This is a genomic window from Amycolatopsis sp. NPDC058340 (assembly GCF_042723975.1).
GTDB lineage: Bacteria > Actinomycetota > Actinomycetes > Mycobacteriales > Pseudonocardiaceae > Amycolatopsis.
Window position 1 is genome coordinate 176,039 of record NZ_JBHXIB010000003.1, and the last position, 16,941, is coordinate 192,979.

At 68.6% G+C, this 16,941-nt stretch carries 17 protein-coding genes; 8 read left to right on the plus strand and 9 right to left on the minus strand.

The window, feature by feature from the left end:
• Positions 1-2: 2 nt before the first annotated feature.
• From ACFWIW_RS05925 to ACFWIW_RS05940, 4 genes are all read left to right on the plus strand, one after another.
• Positions 3-1,241 carry a hypothetical protein gene (locus ACFWIW_RS05925; protein ID WP_378367373.1) on the plus strand — a complete coding sequence of 413 codons (1,239 nt, stop codon included), beginning with the start codon at positions 3-5 and terminating at the stop codon, positions 1,239-1,241.
• Positions 1,238-2,773, plus strand: coding sequence for a substrate-binding domain-containing protein (locus ACFWIW_RS05930; protein WP_378367374.1), 1,536 nt, complete (start codon positions 1,238-1,240; stop codon positions 2,771-2,773). Before ACFWIW_RS05925 ends, ACFWIW_RS05930 begins: the two co-directional genes overlap by 4 nt.
• A complete protein-coding gene (locus ACFWIW_RS05935; RefSeq protein WP_378367375.1) occupies positions 2,760-3,533 on the plus strand; it encodes a hypothetical protein in 774 nt (257 codons plus the stop codon). Before ACFWIW_RS05930 ends, ACFWIW_RS05935 begins: the two co-directional genes overlap by 14 nt.
• Positions 3,534-3,679: 146 nt before the next feature.
• Entirely contained in the window at positions 3,680-3,856 is a 177-nt protein-coding gene (locus ACFWIW_RS05940) for a hypothetical protein (protein ID WP_378367376.1), read from the plus strand.
• On the opposite strand, the gene ACFWIW_RS05945 is transcribed toward ACFWIW_RS05940, so the two are convergent.
• Entirely contained in the window at positions 3,803-4,744 is a 942-nt protein-coding gene (locus tag ACFWIW_RS05945) for an MBL fold metallo-hydrolase (RefSeq protein ID WP_378367377.1), read from the minus strand. The genes ACFWIW_RS05940 and ACFWIW_RS05945 overlap by 54 nt on opposite strands.
• 82 nt (positions 4,745-4,826) lie before the next feature.
• Here ACFWIW_RS05945 and ACFWIW_RS05950 point away from each other — a divergent pair, with 82 nt between their 5' ends.
• Together ACFWIW_RS05950 and ACFWIW_RS05955 are read left to right on the plus strand one after the other, a co-directional pair.
• Positions 4,827-5,687 (plus strand): LysR substrate-binding domain-containing protein, encoded by an 861-nt coding sequence (locus tag ACFWIW_RS05950; protein WP_378367378.1) that lies wholly within the window; start codon positions 4,827-4,829, stop codon positions 5,685-5,687.
• A 90-nt stretch (positions 5,688-5,777) separates the two neighbouring features.
• Positions 5,778-6,194 (plus strand): hypothetical protein, encoded by a 417-nt coding sequence (locus tag ACFWIW_RS05955; protein WP_378367379.1) that lies wholly within the window; start codon positions 5,778-5,780, stop codon positions 6,192-6,194.
• Between the two features lie 3 nt (positions 6,195-6,197).
• Here the strand turns inward: ACFWIW_RS05955 and ACFWIW_RS05960 are convergent, their stop codons facing one another.
• The gene (locus ACFWIW_RS05960; protein ID WP_378367380.1) at positions 6,198-7,103 is read right to left on the minus strand and encodes a glutaminase; all 906 of its coding nucleotides are present in this window, start codon (positions 7,101-7,103) and stop codon (positions 6,198-6,200) included.
• Positions 7,104-7,274: 171 nt separating this feature from the next.
• Here ACFWIW_RS05960 and ACFWIW_RS05965 point away from each other — a divergent pair, with 171 nt between their 5' ends.
• Positions 7,275-8,663 carry an amino acid permease gene (locus ACFWIW_RS05965; RefSeq protein WP_378367381.1) on the plus strand — a complete coding sequence of 463 codons (1,389 nt, stop codon included), beginning with the start codon at positions 7,275-7,277 and terminating at the stop codon, positions 8,661-8,663.
• A gap of 119 nt (positions 8,664-8,782) precedes the next feature.
• On the opposite strand, the gene ACFWIW_RS05970 is transcribed toward ACFWIW_RS05965, so the two are convergent.
• Both ACFWIW_RS05970 and ACFWIW_RS05975 read right to left on the minus strand, forming a co-directional pair.
• The gene (locus ACFWIW_RS05970; protein WP_378367382.1) at positions 8,783-10,267 is read right to left on the minus strand and encodes a CoA-acylating methylmalonate-semialdehyde dehydrogenase; all 1,485 of its coding nucleotides are present in this window, start codon (positions 10,265-10,267) and stop codon (positions 8,783-8,785) included.
• 20 nt (positions 10,268-10,287) lie between these two features.
• Complete coding sequence (locus tag ACFWIW_RS05975; protein WP_378367383.1) at positions 10,288-11,157, minus strand: aldolase; 870 nt, start codon at positions 11,155-11,157, stop codon at positions 10,288-10,290.
• A gap of 109 nt (positions 11,158-11,266) precedes the next feature.
• Here ACFWIW_RS05975 and ACFWIW_RS05980 point away from each other — a divergent pair, with 109 nt between their 5' ends.
• Positions 11,267-12,016, plus strand: coding sequence for a GntR family transcriptional regulator (locus ACFWIW_RS05980; protein ID WP_378367384.1), 750 nt, complete (start codon positions 11,267-11,269; stop codon positions 12,014-12,016).
• On the opposite strand, the gene ACFWIW_RS05985 is transcribed toward ACFWIW_RS05980, so the two are convergent.
• The 5 genes from ACFWIW_RS05985 to ACFWIW_RS06005 all read right to left on the minus strand — a co-directional run bounded on the left by ACFWIW_RS05985 (position 11,996) and on the right by ACFWIW_RS06005 (position 16,897).
• Entirely contained in the window at positions 11,996-13,441 is a 1,446-nt protein-coding gene (locus tag ACFWIW_RS05985) for an APC family permease (RefSeq protein ID WP_378367385.1), read from the minus strand. The two genes, ACFWIW_RS05980 and ACFWIW_RS05985, sit on opposite strands and share 21 nt — an antisense overlap.
• 135 nt (positions 13,442-13,576) lie before the next feature.
• Positions 13,577-14,869, minus strand: a complete 1,293-nt coding sequence (locus tag ACFWIW_RS05990; RefSeq protein WP_378367386.1) for an APC family permease — start codon at positions 14,867-14,869, stop codon at positions 13,577-13,579.
• A 75-nt stretch (positions 14,870-14,944) separates the two neighbouring features.
• The gene (locus ACFWIW_RS05995; protein WP_378367387.1) at positions 14,945-15,397 is read right to left on the minus strand and encodes a MoaF C-terminal domain-containing protein; all 453 of its coding nucleotides are present in this window, start codon (positions 15,395-15,397) and stop codon (positions 14,945-14,947) included.
• Positions 15,398-15,496: 99 nt separating this feature from the next.
• Positions 15,497-15,970, minus strand: coding sequence for a carboxymuconolactone decarboxylase family protein (locus ACFWIW_RS06000; RefSeq protein ID WP_378367388.1), 474 nt, complete (start codon positions 15,968-15,970; stop codon positions 15,497-15,499).
• A 78-nt stretch (positions 15,971-16,048) separates the two neighbouring features.
• Positions 16,049-16,897 carry a cobalamin-binding protein gene (locus ACFWIW_RS06005; protein ID WP_378367389.1) on the minus strand — a complete coding sequence of 283 codons (849 nt, stop codon included), beginning with the start codon at positions 16,895-16,897 and terminating at the stop codon, positions 16,049-16,051.
• Positions 16,898-16,941 lie beyond the last annotated feature (44 nt).

Genomic DNA, 16,941 nt, shown 5'->3' on the forward strand with positions numbered 1-16,941 from the left:
CGGTGACCACCGATAGCTCGCTTCGTGAAGAACCCCAGCTCACCATCCGACCGAAACCCTCGGCGTTCTTTCTGCGCCGTCGTTTTCTCCGCACTTTCGGGCCCGCGCTGGCCCTGGCCGTGGCCGGCCTGATCGCCCTGCTCGTGAGCGGCACGATCGTGGTGCCGTTCCAGCAGACCCTCGTCCTGCGCGGCAAGATGGGCTCCAAATCGGATCTCTTCGAAGACGCGAAGATCCAGGAAATCCTGATGCGCCACCACATCCGCGTCCACGTGACCAGGGCGGGCTCGCGGGACGTCGCCACCCACGACCTCAGCCGGTACGACTTCGTGTTCATGTCGGGCGAGCCCGCCGCGAGCCTCGTCCGGCGGTCGAGGGCCAACGAGTGGACGGGCACCGCGCGGCAGCCGTTCACCAGCCCGATCGTCCTCGCCACGTATCGCCGCTACGCGGAAACGCTGGCGAGCAAAAAGATCGCCACGAAACCGGAGGGCGAGCCGGAGCCGCTGTACTACACGCTGGACACCGGGAAGTTCATCGAGACCCTGAAGGAGGGGAAGACCTGGAACTCGCTCGGCATCGGCCACTTCGGTGCGGAGAACGGGAACAGGGTGCTCGCCCAGACCTCGAACATCTGCGACTCCAACTCCGGCGCGACGTACCTGATCCTGCTGGCGTTCCTGGAGAACGGCCGCCAGGTCCCGGTCGTCGACCCGCGGCCGCCGGGCGCTCCCGCGGGGCCGCCGAACCTCACGGCCGCGAAGGAACTGGCCAACCGGGTCAAACCGCTCGTGGCGGCCCAAGGCTTCCCGTCGGCCGATCTGTCGGAGTCGTACGCGAATCTCGCCGAGGGGGACAAGCCGATCGTCGTCATCTACGAGCACCAGTACCTCGCCATGCAGCTGCGGGCCAAGGCGCAGAGCGGGCGGCCGGACCCCGACCGGGTCCTGCTGTACCCGAAGGACGACATCCTGACGAAACCCCAGTTCCTGGCGCTGAAACCGGAAGCGGAACGGCTCGGCGAGCTGATCACCTTCGATCCGGAGCTGCAGCGCCGCGCGATGGAGCTCGGTTTCGGCGTCGCGACCCCCGCTGGCAGCACGAAAAGCGCGCGGCTGTACGAGTTCCTGCGTGAACAAGGGCTGCCGGCCCCGGAGATCGCCGCCGACGACAGCACCACGCCGTTGCCGGACAACCCGGTGCTGGAAGAGATGATCAAAACGGTCGGGGACTGCCCGTGAAACGGCTCCTCGCGATCCTGTGCTGTCTGCTCCTGATGGTCGCCGCCTGCACGAGCGGCGGGCAGAAGGTGAAACTGCGCGTGCTGGCCAGTTCCGAGCTGGCCGATCTCGGGCCGATTCTCGAAGAGCTTCGCGAGGAAACGGGAATCGAACTGGAAATGGATTTCCGGGGAACCATCGACGCCGCCGCCTCGCTCACCCCGGGAACGGCCGCGCACGATCTCGCCTGGCTTTCCACCGACCGGTATTTCCAGCTCAAGCACCGGCGGTCCGGGGACAAGGGGGAACGGCCGCTCGCGACCAAGACCATGGTGTCGCCGGTCATCGTCGGGATCACCCCGGCGAAGGCGGCGGAACTGCGCCGCGGCAAACCGGACGGGAAGCTCTCGTGGGCGGATCTGGCGGACGCGGCGGCGGGTGGTGGCTTCCGGTTCGCGATGGCGGATCCGGCCAAGTCGACCAGCGGGCTCACCTCACTCGTCGGGGTGGCGACGGCCGCCGCGGGCACGGGCGCCGCGCTGCGCCTCCAGGACGTGAAATGCGACAAGCTTCAGGGCTTCCGCACCGGGCACACGCTCAAGGCGGACACCTCGGCCGCCGTGACCGATCGGTTCGCCGAACGCCAGGACGTGGACGCGATCATCGGCTACGAGTCCACCTTGCTCTCCTTGAACGCGAGCGGCAGGCTCAAAACCCCGTTGGAACTGGTGTACCCGCGCGACGGCATCGTCCAGTCCGACTATCCGGTCCTGCTGCTCGACCCGGCCAAACGGGAGGCGTACGACAAGGTCGTGTCCTGGCTCAGAAGCCCGGAGACGCAGAAGAAACTGATGGAGCGGACCCTCCGCCGTCCGATCACCGGTGAGGTGGGGCTCGATCCGCGGCTGCCGTCCTCGATCGGGAACTCGCTGTACTTCCCGGACGAACAGGCCGTCGTGGACAAACTCCTCGACGACTACGCGGCCTCCTCCTCCCGCGCGCCGGGCCGCGTGATCTTCGTGCTGGACTTCTCCGGTTCGATGAAGGGGCCGCGTATCGCCGCGCTCCGCGCGACCTTCGCCGGGCTGAGCGGCGGTCCGGGCGGAGGGTTCGACCGCTTCTACCGCGGCGAGCGGCTCACGGTCCTCCGGTTCGGCGGGAAGATACTGGGGGGCAAGGAGTTCACCATTGACGGACCCGGTGATCTCGACGCGTTGCGGGCCTTCATCGCGGCCGACGAGTTCGACGGCAGCACCGCGGTCTGGTCCGCGCTCGGCGAGGCGTACGCGAAGGCAGGCGCCCATCGTGGCGCCGAGCCTGGCAGAGGCGTCTCGATCGTGCTGATGACCGACGGGGAGAGCAACACCGGCCCCGGTATCGAAGAATTCCTGCGCGCGCCAAGGGATCCGGGCGTGCACACGTACACCGTCCGGTTCGGCGAGGCGAACCCCGCCGAACTGGAGCGCGCGGCCGTGGCCACCGGTGGCCGGATGGTCGACGCGAACACGACATCCCTGCTCGACGCCTTCAAGGAGATCCGTGGCTGCCGATAATCTGTGGTGGGACGTCTGGGGATGGTGGCTCGCGGTCTGGGTGGCGACCGTGATCGCCTTCCTCGTCGCGATCGTCGTTTTCGTGAGGCACTGGCGCCGCGCGCGCTCCGACGGCGATCAGGGCATGATCCGGGGTATCGGCTTCTACCTGCACACGAAATCCGTGATGGGCCTCTACCAGCTGCATCGCTACAACGAGGCGCTGGAACAGGAGGTCGAGAAACGGACGAGCCGGGGCTGGCGGTTCTGGGGTTCGGGCGGATTCGGCCCGCTGAAAGGGGAATCGGAACGCACCGACACCGACGAGGAGTTCCGGCGGTACATCCGCAAGGCCGAGCCGATCACCGTGATCGGCATCGTGACGAAGGTGCTGGAGAAGCACCACGACATCATCTACGTCGATCTGACGAAGCAGGAACTGGTCCACAACCGGGCACTGGTGAAGGAACTCGGCTGGGCCGACGGCCCCGAGAGCACCCGGCAGGTCAAGACCCGGCTGCGCGGCGTCGAGGCGTTCATCTCGGTGAAGGGCCTGTTCCGTAAACGCTCCCAGACCGACACCGAGACGGTTTTCGTGGCGCCGTACGGGAATCCGGACGATCCGGAGCGCGGCAGGCGGATCCGGTTCACCTGCGTGACCAGCGATCTGCGGGACTCCGCGCCCGCCGGCGCGTTCCGGGCCCGATGCCTCGGCAAGGTCGAGGACTGGGACCCGGAAACCGGGGAACTCGTCGTCCATCCCATCGCCATCTTCAAGTAGCAGGCTGCTCCACTCGCGTCGTCCGGTTGACACGAGTGGAGCAGTCGAAAACCACACGTCGCCCGTGTCGCTTCGCACTGTCGGCACCGGGGCCCGAACCTGCACGATTCCGGTATCCAACACCGCAGGTTCGAGGGAGATCTTCCATGAAGACCACCGTTTCCGACGATATCCGCAACTTCTTCGCCGACTCCGCCATCGATGTCACCGCGGCCGGTCAGACCGAGGTCGAACTCGTGATCGACCACTTCGACAACTGGAAGAACGCGTCAAGCGGAGGCGCCTTCGGCTGCTTCACCGGTGCCTGCTGCCTCATGGCCTGAATGGTCGGCACAGAAGCAGCCCACGCCCTTCGCGATCCAGTCCCGGCCTTCCCACTCGGGATGGCGTTCGATCATCAGCGCTTCGACCTCCGCGGCGATGGTCTCCTCGGGAAGCGCCGAGTCGCGCCGCTTCCAGGTCTCGTCGCGCAGCAGTTCGAGGTATTCGCGGACGTCGGTCAGGATCCGGCGTCCGGAGACGTCGCCGTGGCCAGGGACGACGAGGTCCGGTCCGGCGGCGGCCAGCCGTCCCAGCACTTCGATCCAGCGCGGCCCCGAGACGTCGGTGTCGTACGGCGGGAACCACGGGAAGATCGAGAACTGCCCGGTCTCGACCAGGTCTCCGGTGAACAGCACACCCGCGTCGGGCACGGTCACCACCTGATCGCCCTTGCTGTGGGCGCGTCCGGTGGCCGACAGGCGCACGACCCGCCCGCCGAGATCGAGTTCGTACACGTCGTCGTAGACCACGTCGGGGGTGGCGAGGCCGACGCCGTCCAGCGCCCGGGCGACCGGGGTGCCGAGGCCGCGGAACATCTCGAGATAGCCCGGTCCTTTGTGGACCAGGTCCGCGGCCTGGGCGCTGTTGACGAGGTAGGTCGCCTCGTCCGCGAAGACCTGCGCGCCGAAAGCGTGCTCGGGGTGGAAGTGCGTCGTGGTCAGATACAGCCTGCGGCCGCGGGCGTGTTCGGCCGCGAAGGCGAGCACCTTCCCGGCGTTGCGAGGACCGAGCCCGGTGTCGACGACGAGCACCGAATGAGAGCCGCCGATGACACCGATGTTGGGGACGAGCTCGACGCCGAGATTCGGGATCACCACGACGTCGCGGGCGATCTCGCTGGCCTGGGCGGGGTCGACGGCGGGTTCGTGGGTGAGAGGTTCGAAGGGCATGACGCCACTTTCGCGCCGGTCTCCGGACGCCGTCCAAGACCGATCTTCGTGTCCCGATACCTGATGGGTATCATCACTGGTGATGGAGCTTCGTCTGTTGCGTTACTTCGTGGCCGTCGCCGAGGAGCGCCACTTCGGCCGGGCCGCCGCGCGGCTGCACATGACCCAGCCACCGCTGAGCCGGGCGATCCGGCAGCTGGAGAACGATCTGGGCGTCGTCCTGCTGCTCCGGTCGGCCGCCGGCGTCGAGCCCACCGCCGCCGGAACCACCCTGTACGCCGAGGCCCGCACCCTGCTGGACCAGGCCGAACGCGCCCGCGCCCGGGTGGTGGAGGCGGCAGGCCCCGCGACGCTCACCGTCGGCACCCTGGCCGACGGAGCGGGGGAGGCGGGCACCCGTCTGGCCGCGGCGTTCCGGCGTCGGCATCCCGAGGTCTCGATCCGCTTCCGTGAGGCGGATTTCACCGATCCCACCACCGGCCTGCGCGCCGGGCTGGCCGACGTCGCGCTGACCCGGTCGCCGTTCGACGAAACCGGTATCACCGTGCGGGTCCTGCGTCCGGATCCGGTGGGGCTGGTGCTGCGCGCCGGTGACCCGCTCGCTTGCCGGGCGACGCTCCGGCTGGCCGACGTCGCCGATCGGCCGTGGTTCCAGCTTCCGGAGGGCACGGATCCGGTGTGGCGCGAGTACTGGAACGGGGCGACGCCCGTCGGCGAGCGGCCCGCCGGGCCGGTGGTGCGCACGGTCGGCGAATGCCTGCAGGCCGTCCTGTGGAACGGCTCGGCAGGTATCGCGCCGCTCGGGCACGCCCTGCCCGACGGGCTCACCTGGGTACCGCTGGCCGACATGCCGCCGAGCCCGCTGGTCGTCGCGTGGGTGACCGAGCGGGAAAACCCGCTGATCCGCTCGTTCGCGCGGATCGCCGTGGAAGCGCACTTGTAAGCGCGTGTGTCCCGTCCGGCCGGGCGGCACCCTCACCGCGCCGTTGGGCCGGCGGGGTGTAGAAACGCCGCCGCCGGGGCATTCACCGGCATGCCGGACTCATCCTCGGAACCCGACGACGCGACGATCGACGCCGTCGGGAAACTGATCTTCGCCGTCGAAACGGTCGAACAGGCGCGTGGCCACCTGTACGCCTTCCATCACCTCACGGGAACCGCGGACTTCGCGCTCGGCGAGGCCGCCGAAGCCCTCCGGAAGGCAGGGCACGCCGAGTGGGCGGAGCGGATCCAGACCGAACTGGTCGGGCTCAACGTGCTCCCGGAGCGGTGGACCTTCCAGCTGATCGAGGAGTACGACGACGGCTACTACGCGGCCTATCGCCAGATGGCGCGCGACGTCACCGGCGACCTGACCGGCGGGCGGCGGCACCTGCACGAAGAACGGATCAAGCGACGGCGGCGTACCGAGGGACGGCCGGGACACGAGATGGGGCGGCCGAGCGGCTGAGCGTCAGAAGACCGACCAGCCGGTCAGGGTGGTGAACCGGTCCAGCGCGGCGACACCGGCGACGGAGTTGCCGCGCGGGTCCAGTCCGGGGCTCCAGACGCAGATCGCGCACCGGCCGGGGACGATCGCGACGATGCCGCCGCCGACCCCGCTCTTGCCGGGAAGCCCGACGCGGTAGGCGAATTCGCCCGCCGCGTCGTACGTGCCGCAGGTCAGCATCACCGCGTTGATCCGCTTGGCCGCGCTCTGCCCCAGCAGCCGGGTGCCGTCGTTGCGCACGCCGTGGCGGGCGAGGAACACCGCCGCCCGCGCGACGTCGCCGCAGTTCATCGCGATCGAGCACTGGCGCACGTACTGGTCGAGGACGGAGGGCACCGGATGCCGCATGTTCCGGTACGACGCCATGAAATACGCCAGCGCGCGGTTGCGGTCCGCGTGCCCGGCCTCCGACGCGGCGACCTCGGCGTCGATCCCGATGTCCGCCCGCCCGCTTTCCTCCCGGAGGAACCGGAGCAGTGTTTCCGCCGCGTCGCCGTGGTGCGCCAATTCGTCGGTCACCACGAGGGCGCCGGCGTTGATGAAGGGATTGCGGGGGATCCCGTCCTCGTTCTCCAGCTGGACCAGCGAGTTGAACGGGTTTCCGGACGGCTCGCGGCCCACCCGTTCCCACAGCCCGTCGCCGTGGGAGAGCGCGAGCGCCAAGGTGAAGACCTTCGACATGCTCTGGATGGAGAACGGCACTTCCCAGTCGCCGACCCCGTGCACCCCACCGTCCACTTCGGCCACCGCCATGCCGAACCGGCCGGGTTCGACCCTGGCCAGGGCGGGAATGTAGTCCGCGACGGAGCCGCGGCCGATCTCCGGCGCGACGTCGTCGGCGATCCGGTCCAGCAACGCGGCGAGGTCCACGGCCGTAGCGTAGAAGCGCCCCTTCGCGCGCGACGATCGGGGTTCGCGGATGAAGTTGTCAAATCGAAAAGGGAAATACCCGGGAAACCGCCGGAGTGACGTCCCGCACACCTTAAGTCTTCCTTAGCAATGTTGGGTGACGTGCCGCACACGCTCTAGCGTCTGGCAACCATGGATTCCTCGCTGCTCACCGAAAAAGGTGAAAGCTACTCAAAAGCACTGGGCAACCGCCAAGTGCAGATGATCGCCATCGGCGGCGCGATCGGCGTCGGGCTGTTCCTCGGTGCCGGTGGCAAGCTCCACCAGGTCGGGCCGTCGCTGGTCCTCTCGTACGCGCTCTGCGGTATCGCCGCGTACTTCGTGATGCGCGCCCTCGGTGAGCTCGTGCTGCACGAGCCGTCGTCCGGCAGTTTCGTCACCTATGCCCGCAAGTTCATCGGGCCGTGGGCGGGTTTCGCCTCCGGCTGGATGTACTGGGTGAACTGGGCGATGACCGGTATCGCGGAGATCACCGCGGTGGCGATCTACGTGCACAAGTGGCTGCCCGAAGTGCCGCAGTGGATCACCGCGCTCGTCGCGCTCGGTGTGCTGCTGGCGGTCAACCTGCTTTCGGTGAAGCTCTTCGGCGAGCTGGAATTCTGGTTCTCGGTGGTCAAGGTGCTTGCCATCGTGGTCTTCCTGGTCACCGCCGCCGGGCTGGTGCTGACCAGCGCCGACATCGGCGGCACCACGGCGGGCGTGCACAACCTGACCGCCCACAGTGGATTCTTCCCGGCCGGTGTCGGCATCGCGCTGATGACGCTGCAGGCGGTCATCTTCGCCTACTCGGCGATCGAGGTCGTCGGCATCGCGGCCGGCGAGACCAAGGACGCCCGCAAGGTGCTGCCGAAGGCGATCAACGGTGTCGTCTGGCGGATCGGTGTGTTCTACGTGGGCTCCGTGCTGCTGCTGGCGATGCTGCTGCCGTGGCCGTTCTACAACGGCGGCGAGAGCCCGTTCGTCACCGTGTTCAGCCGCCTCGGGATCCCGGGTATCGGTGACGTGATGAACGCGGTCGTGCTCACCGCCGCGCTGTCGAGCTGCAACTCCGGGCTCTATTCGACCGGCCGCATCCTGCGCGCGCTCGCCGACAAGGGCGAGGCGCCGAAGTTCGTCGGCCGGATGAGCAGCCGTCACGTGCCCTACGGCGGCATCCTGTTCACGTCCGGCGCCTACGTGCTGGGCGTGGTGCTCAACTACCTGGTGCCGAAGGACGCCTTCGACATCGCGATCGCCATCGCCTCCCTCGGCGTGATCACCACCTGGGCGACGCTGATCTTCTGCCAGCTGCGGCTGCGCCAGGCCGCGCTGCGCGGGGAGCTGGAACGGCCGTCGTACCGGATGCCGTGGGCGCCCTACAGCGGCTGGGCGACGCTGGGCTTCCTGGCGCTGGTGGTCGTCTTGATGGGCTTCTCCGACGGCGCCGAGAAGATCGCTTTCTACTCGATCCCGGTGCTGGTCGTGGTGCTGGCGGTCGGCTGGCGGATCGTCGGGAAACGGCAGCGGCAAGAGGTGCGCTGACGCTGACGTCGCGAAAGCCACGATCGCGTCGTCCGTGAGGGCCTCCTTCCCTACCTTCAGAGTAGGGAAGGAGGCCCTCACGGACCTGCCGGCACATTCAGAGGACGAAACGCGATGGTTCAGCTGGAGGTCGGGAAGTTGAACCCCGCCGCGCTGTGCGGCCACCGCGTCGTGACGACCTTCGCCCGCGTGTAGAACCGCACGCCCGCCGGGCCGTGGATCGGGCTGTCCCCGATGAGGGAGTCCTTCCAGCCGCCGAAGGAGTAGTACGACATCGGCACCGGGATCGGCACGTTCACCCCGATCATCCCGACCTTCACCTCCCGCTGGAACCGCCGCGCGGCCTCGCCGCTGCCGGTGAAGACCGCGGTCCCGTTGCCGTACGGGTTCGCGTTGATCAGCGCGATCGCTTCGTCCAGTGTGGACACCCGGACGATCCCGAGCACCGGGCCGAAGATCTCGGCACGGTAGGCGGCCATCCCGGTGGTCACATGGTCCAAAAGGGACGGTCCGACGAAGAAACCCTCTTCGTGCCCGGCGACTCGCAGGTCCCGGCCGTCGACGACCACGGTCGCGCCCTGCTTCGCGCCGAGTGCCACGGAGTCGATCACCCGCTGCCGCGCGGCCTCGGTGACCACCGGGCCCATGTCGTTGCCCGCGTCGTGGCCGGGGCCCACCTTGATCTCGGCGGCCTTGCGTTCGAGGATCTCGATCAGCCCGTCGCCGGCCGATCCCACGGCGACACCGATGGAGATCGCCATGCAGCGCTGCCCGGCGGAGCCGAACGCGGCCGCCGTGAGATGGTTCGCGGCGTACTCCAGATCGGCGTCGGGCAGGACGACGGCGTGGTTCTTGGCCCCGCCCAGCGCCTGCACGCGTTTGCCGGTGGCCGTCGCGCGTTCGTGGACGTACTTGGCGATCGGGGTCGACCCGACGAACGACACGGCGGCGATCCCGGGATGCTCCAGAATCGCGTCGACCGCGACCTTGTCCCCGTTGACGACGTTGAACACGCCGTCCGGAAGCCCCGCTTCGGCGTACAGCTCGGCGACCAGCCGGGACGCCGACGGGACGCGTTCGCTCGGTTTGAGGACGAAGGTGTTGCCCGCCGCGATGGCGATCGGGTGCATCCACAGCGGAACCATGATCGGGAAGTTGAACGGCGTGATGCCGGCGACGACCCCGAGCGGCTGCCGGAAGTCGTGCACGTCCACGTCCCGCGAGACCTGATCGGAGAAGCCGCCTTTCAGCGCGTCGGCGATCCCGCAGGCGTACTCGACGATCTCGCGGCCGCGGACGATCTCGCCGCGCGCGTCGTCGATCACCTTGCCGTGCTCGGCGGAGATGATCCGGGCGAGCTCGTCCTCGTGCCGCACCAGCAGCTCGCGGAAGGCGAACATCACCTTCGTCCGTTGCGACAGCGACGAATCGCCCCACGTCTCGAACGCCTTGGCCGCGGCGGCCACCGCGGTGTCCACATCGGACGGTTCCGCGAGGAGCACCTCCGCCCGCGCGTGCCCGGCGGCCGGGTCGTACACCGGGGCCGTGCGGGTGGAGCCGGCCGTGGTCGCGGCGCCGTTGATCCAGTGGTCGATGGTCTTCACGCGTTGTCCTCCACAGATGTTCACAGCAGTCCGACGGCCGTGTCGACGGCCTTGGCGACGTCGCCGTCGTGCGGATAGAGCAGGGACCGGCCGACCACGAGGCCCTGCACGGTCGGCAGCGCGAGCGCCCGCTGCCAGGCGGCGAACGCGGCGTCGGGATCTTTGACCTCGCCGCCAAGCAGGACGGCGGGCAGGGTCGAGGCGGCCAGCACGCGCTCCATGTCCTTCACCACCGGGAGTTTCAGCCAGGTGTAGGCCGATGTGCGGCCGAGGGCGGAGGCGATGGTGATCGAGCGGATCACGGCGTCGGGGGAGAGGTCGTTGCGGAGACGTCCGTCGACCCAGTCCGAGAGGAACGGCTCGACCATCGCGATCAGCTTGCGTTCGGCGAGGTCGTTGACCGCTTTCGCGGTGTTCTCGAGAACGCTCGGCGTCGCCGGATCGGTCAGGCAGATCCTGGTGAGCGTCTTGCCGCCGTCGAAGCGCATCCGCTCGATCGTTTCGGCGTCGTAGCAGGCGAACCGGTCGTCGATCTCGAAACTCGACCCCGCCAGCCCGGTGCGGTTCATCGAACCGATGACGGTCTTGCCGTCGAGCACGCCGAGCAGCAGCAGGTCGTCGATGATGTCCGGCGTCGCCAGCACGCCGGTGACCCCTGGCCGTTCCAGCGCCAGGCCGAGGCGGTCGAGGAGTTCGCCGCGATCGGCCATCGCGAGCGGGTCGGAGCCGACGCCGTTGGCGCCTCGGGCCGGATGGTCCGCGGCGATGATCATCGTGCGGCCCTTGTCGTTGAACGGCGACTTCGCCCGGACGCGGGTGGCGGCGGCCACCGCGACGGCTCCCGGATCCCGCACTCGCGCGGCGACTATCCGGCGCACTGTGTCCGACACGTTCGTACCTCCCGGCTCGCGTGGTCCTTCGACCATCGCAAGCGCCCGGAGACTTTGTCAAGACATATGGACATAAGGTCATAGTGGCGGAGCGCGGTAGGCTCCGCGCATGAAACCCTGGATGCCCGGCGAGATCGTCGTGGATCCGAACGGCCCGGAACCGCTGTACTCCCAGGTCGCCCGGCAGATCGGCGCCGCCATCGAAGACGGCAGGCTGCCGAACGGCGCGCGGCTGGACAACGAGCTGGATCTGGCGGCGCGGTTGCATCTGTCGCGGCCGACCATCCGTCAGGCGATCCAGTCACTGGTCAACCAGGGGCTGCTCGTCCGCAAACGGGGTGTCGGCACGCAGGTCGTCCGCACCAAGGTCGCCCGGCCGCTGCGATTGAGCAGCCTCTTCGACGACCTGAGCGAGCTCGGGGACAAGCCGGAGTCCGTCGTCCTCGTGAACCAGGTCGAGCCCGCGGGCGACGAGGCGATCGAACAGCTCGAGACGCCGGGCCTGACCCACGTCCGGCGGTTGAAGCGGGTGCGGTCGACCGGCGGCGAGCCGCTGGCGATCATGAACAACTACCTGCCCGACGGCCTCATCGACCCGGCCGACGACGAGCTGCGGGACAAGGGGCTCTACCAGCTACTGCGCGCGGCGGGCGTCCGTCTGCACGCCGCCCAGCAGAACGTCGGCGCCCGGCAGGCGACCGAGGAGGACGCCGAGCTGCTCGGCGAGAAGCCGGGCGCGGCGCTGCTCACCATGCGCCGCACCACCTACGACGAGTCCGGCAAGGTCGTGGAATACGGGTGGCACGTCTACCGCGCCTCGCGTTATTCGTTCAACCTCTCACTGACCAACAACGTTTGACGGTTCGCGTTCCAGGTCGGTCTCCAGCGCCTCGTACACCGAAGGACGGAAGCGCCGCAGCCAGCCGGCGAGCGCGAGCCCGGCCAGCGCGACCACCAGGAGCAGCCACGGCAGATGCGGGACGACGCCGTTGCTCGACCCGGCCAGCGTCGGGAAGTTGAGGATCGCCAGCGTCACGATGAGCCCGAGCCCCACCGCACCCAGTCCGGGGGCGATCAGCGTCTTCACGACCCGGCGGTCCCGCGTCCGGCGGAAGTGGACCAGAATCGCCACCGCCGCGAACAATTGCAGGGTGAGGATGCCGAGGGTGCCGAAGCCGGTCATGCTCGCGGTGAGGTCGGCGACCGGGTCGAGACCGGCGAGCCGGAACGCCAGCGCCACCACCGAACCGAACACCAGCTGCACGATCGAGGCGTAGCGCGGCGCGCCGTTGCGGGGGCTGGTCTTGCCGAGCAGGCGCGGCAGCACACCGACCCGTCCGAGCGCGTACAGATAGCGGGTGGCCGAATTGTGCAGTGCCAGCAGCGCCGCGAACAGGCTGACCACCAGAAGCAGCAACATCAGCTTGGTCAACGGGCCGCCGAGGTACTCCTGGGCGACCGAGAGGACGAGATCACCGCTCGACAGATGCGCGGCGGCCACGTCCCGCGCCTGCTCGGCGCCGATCGCGCTGACCACGGCCCAGGTCGTGAACGCGGCGAACACCCCGATGAACCCGATGGCGATGTAGGTCGCCCGCGGGATCGTCCGTTTGGGATCCTTGGCCTCCTCGCCGAACAGCGCCGTCGCCTCGAAACCGATGAAAGCGTTGGCGGCGAACAACAACGCCAGTCCACCGGCCCCTTGGAACATCACGGACGGGCTGAACGCGGCGAACGAGAAACCGTGCCGGAACAGCACGCTGAAGTCCATGATCAGCAGGATCGACACTTCGAGGATCAGCGAGACGCCCAGCACTTTCGCGCTCACCGCGATCCCGCGACGGCTGAGCAGGAGGACCAGCGCGACCGAAAGCGCGCTCCAGAACAGCCAATCGAGTTTCAGGCCGAAGACGTCGTCGATCGCCGTGGAGGTGAAGAACCCGCTCGTGCCGATCGCCCCCGCAACGAAACAGTTGTAGCCGAGCATCGCGACGAAACCGGCGACGAGACCCGGTGTCCGGCCCAATCCCTTGACCACGAAGGCGTAGAAGCCGCCCGCGCTGGTGAGCACCCGCGACATCTGCGCGTAGCCGACCGCGAACAGCAGCAGGACGACCGTCGCCAGCAGGAACGCCGCGACCATGCCGCCGCCGTTCCCGACCGCGATGCCGATGGCCGCGATCACGATCATCCCGGTCAGCGGCGCGACCGCGGCGAGCACGAGGAAGACGATGCCCGGCACGCCCAGGACGTTCTTGGCGAGCGACGTTTCGTCTCGGCTCATGCGCTGCTCCTCATCTCCGCTGGACGGCCAGTATGGGAGCGGGGGCGGGCGTGGGCTTTGTCCGTGTGCGCGCATCGCTTGCCCGTGAGCGCTGGGTGACGCCGGCACGGCCGCGGCGCGTCCCTCCACCTCTGTCTATTGTGGATTGTTCACGTCGCCCCATTTGGAGAACCTGAGGTACACCAGCGCCCCCAGTGCCAGCGCCGCCGCGAACACCAGGTACCAGCCCGCCAGCACCAGCACCCCGAACACGAGGACCACCGCGACCACGGCGAGCCAACGCTGTTCGCCGCCGGACGGCAGGAGCCGGACGCCCGCCGCCATCGCCACCAGGTAGATCGCGATCAGGCAGGCGTTCTCCGCGCGCAGCGCCTGCTCCAGCTCGAAACCGGTGAGGATCGCGACGAGGAAGCTGATCGCGGTCCCCACGGTCACCACCAGCAGGCTGCGCTGCGGCACGTCCCCGGCGCGGCTTCCCTTGGCCAGCCACCGCGGCAGCGCACCGTCGCGGCCCAGCGCGGCGCCGAGTTTCGCCATGCTCGCCACGAAGACGTTCAGCACCCCGAACGTGACCACGACGGCGATGACCGCGGCCATCACCCGAACGGAGGTGCCGAGCCCTTCCCCGAGCATCGCGGCCAGCGGCGCCTGCGTCTCACCGGCCCGCGGTCCGAGGACGAGGATCGTCATCCCGCCCACGGCGAGATAGAGCACGCCGATGACGAGAATGGAGATTCCCGTCGCGAGCGGCATGTCCTTTTTCGGATTCCGGAAATCCGGGGCCAGATGGGTCACGGTTTCCCAGCCGACGAAGGACCACACCAGCAGGCTGATCGCGGTCGTGATCCCGGCCAAACCGTGCGGTGCGAACGGCTGAAGATTCGCGGTGTCCGCTTGCGGCGCCGCGAGCACGACCGCGCCGACCAGGAGAACGGTCAGAAAGCCGGTGAGCACCAATTGCACACGGCCGGACAGATGCACGCCGAACAGATTCACCCCGATGGCGATGAGGACGAGGACGGCCGCCAGCACCATCGTCATGGTCCGGCCGCCGCCGACCAGTTCCGTCACATAGGTCGCCCCGAACGCGCTGGCCGCGGGCATTCCCGCCAGGGTGCCGAAATAGAACCACCATCCGGTCACCGCGGAGGTCTTCGGCCCGAACGCCCGCAAAGCGAAAGTCGCGGGACCACCCGCGTCCGGATGCCGTCCGGCCAGCGCGCCGAAAGTGGCCGCGACCGGCGCGGAGACGAGCACCAGCACCAGGAAGGCGACCAGGGACGCCGGTCCCGCCGCCTTGGCGGCGAGGGAAGGCAGGACCAGCAGGCCGGTGCCGAGGACGGCGCCGACGTACAGCGCGACCCCCTGCGACACCGTCAGATGCCTCGTGTTCGACCGGGACGACTGCTCGACCGTTGATCGACTCATATCAGGGTGGTACCCGGGGCCCGGACCCGCTTAACGCTCGTGAGTGGCAAGGACGGTTCTAACCGTCTTTACCACTCACGAGGAGGCAGGCTCGGGAAAGGAAGGCCATCCGTGCGGTTTGTCCAGGATTTCGATCGTCGCCTGGTCGACCAGGAAATACTGCCCGCCGTCCTCGCGTGGATTCGTATAAGCGGCCGTGGCCACCATCCTGCCGAAGTCGGCCATCACCGCGATGGGATAACCGCCGTCGAAGATCTCACCGTGCTCCGCCGTCGCGACGGTCCCGGTTTCGTACCAGGTGACGAAATACTGCGCCGGGCCGGTTTCGAAGACGCGCAGTGTCGGCTCTTTCTGGCGGACACCGGCGAAGTCGCCGGAGACACCGGTCCAGATCATCGTCGTCTTGTCCGCGTAATGCTGCTCCAGCACGTTCCCGGAGCCGTAGTGGAAATTCGCGCGCAGCCCGACGAGGTCGGTGCTGAGCCGATGGGTGCCGGTCACGGGGTAGAAGCGGACGTCGAGTTGCACGGGCTGAACCTCCGGATCGCTGGTATCCGCAGGTTTAGCAGCCCGTCGCACCTCGATCGTTGTCCGGCGAAGCGATCCTGTTGTCGGTGAACGCGAGGATCAGCCGAACATGCCGGGCTGGTAGTCGCCGGCCGGGGTCCGGGCGATGACGTTGAGCCGGTTGTACGCGTTGATCGCCGCGATCAGCGAGATGAGGGCGCCGATCTGCTCCTCGTCGTAGTGCTTGCGGACCTGGTCCCAGGTTTCGTCGCTGACCCCGTGGTGCGCGTCGGCGATACGGGTGCCCTCTTCGGTGAGCGCCAAGGCCGCGCGTTCCGCCTCGGTGAACACGTTCGCTTCCCGCCAGGCGGCGACCAGGTTGAGCCGCACCGAGGTCTCACCGGCGTGCGCGGCGTCCTTGCTGTGCATGTCGGTGCAGAAGCCGCAGCCGTTGATCTGGCTGGCGCGCAGCTTCACCAGGTCCTGGGTCGCGTGCGGCAGCGAGGACTCCTCGATCGGGCGGTTCGCGGCACCGAGACGCTTGACGTAGTTGAGGACGACAGCGTTCTCGAACAGGTTGACTCGCGGTTCCATGATCTTTCCTCTCCGTCGGTTTCTGCACACATGACGATCCGGGCGGAGAGGTTGTGACAGCCCGCGGAGTGACGCCGGTCACCCATGCAGCAGCCCGGCCAGGATCTCCGCCCCGTCGACGACGCGGGGCCCCGGCCGGTTGAAATAGGCCGGTCCGTCCAAGACGTGCACGGCCGGGATGTCGTCCCAGCCCGGCAACCCGGTCAGCAGCGGCAGCTCCGCCTCGGTCCGGTCGGGCGGGAAGCCGCAGGGCATGAGCAGGAGCACGTCGGGCCGGGCTTCGGCGACGGCGTCCCACGTGATCGGCCGGGTGTGTTCGCCCGCGGTGGCGAGCAGCGGAATCCCGCCTGCGGCGTCGATCTGCTCCGGGACCCAGTGCCCGGCGGGCCAGAGCGGGTCCAGCCATTCGATGGCCGCCACTCGCGGACGTGGCCGTCCGGCGACGCGGGCACGCACCGCCTCCAAACGGTCCTGAAGACGACGGGTCTCGGCGGCCGCGCGCTCGGGAACGTCCAGTACTTCGCCGAGGGTGGCCAAACAGGTGAAAATGCCGTCGAGCGTCCGCGGTTCGAGGCTGACCACTCGGGTGTCGCCGTCCATCGCGCGCACGGTCTCGGAGACCTGGCGGTACGAGACCGCGCAGACATCGCAGAGATCCTGCGTGAGGACGACGTCGGGCTCGGCCGCCGCGAGCACGGCGGCATCGAGGGAGTACAGGCCCGATCCGCGATGTCCGCCGCCGACGGCCGCCGAGATCTCCCGGCTCGACAGCACGTCGTGGTCGATCGCGCTGCTCGTGACCACCGGGACCTCGTCCAGCGCGCCGGGCGGCCAGTCGCATTCATGGGTCCGGCCCGCCAGCGAAGGCAGGAGGCCGAGGGTCGCGACGAAGTCGGTCGCGGCGGGAAGCAGCGAGACGATCCGCATCCGCCCACGGTAGGCCACCAGGCCATCCTGCACATCTGCGCGGA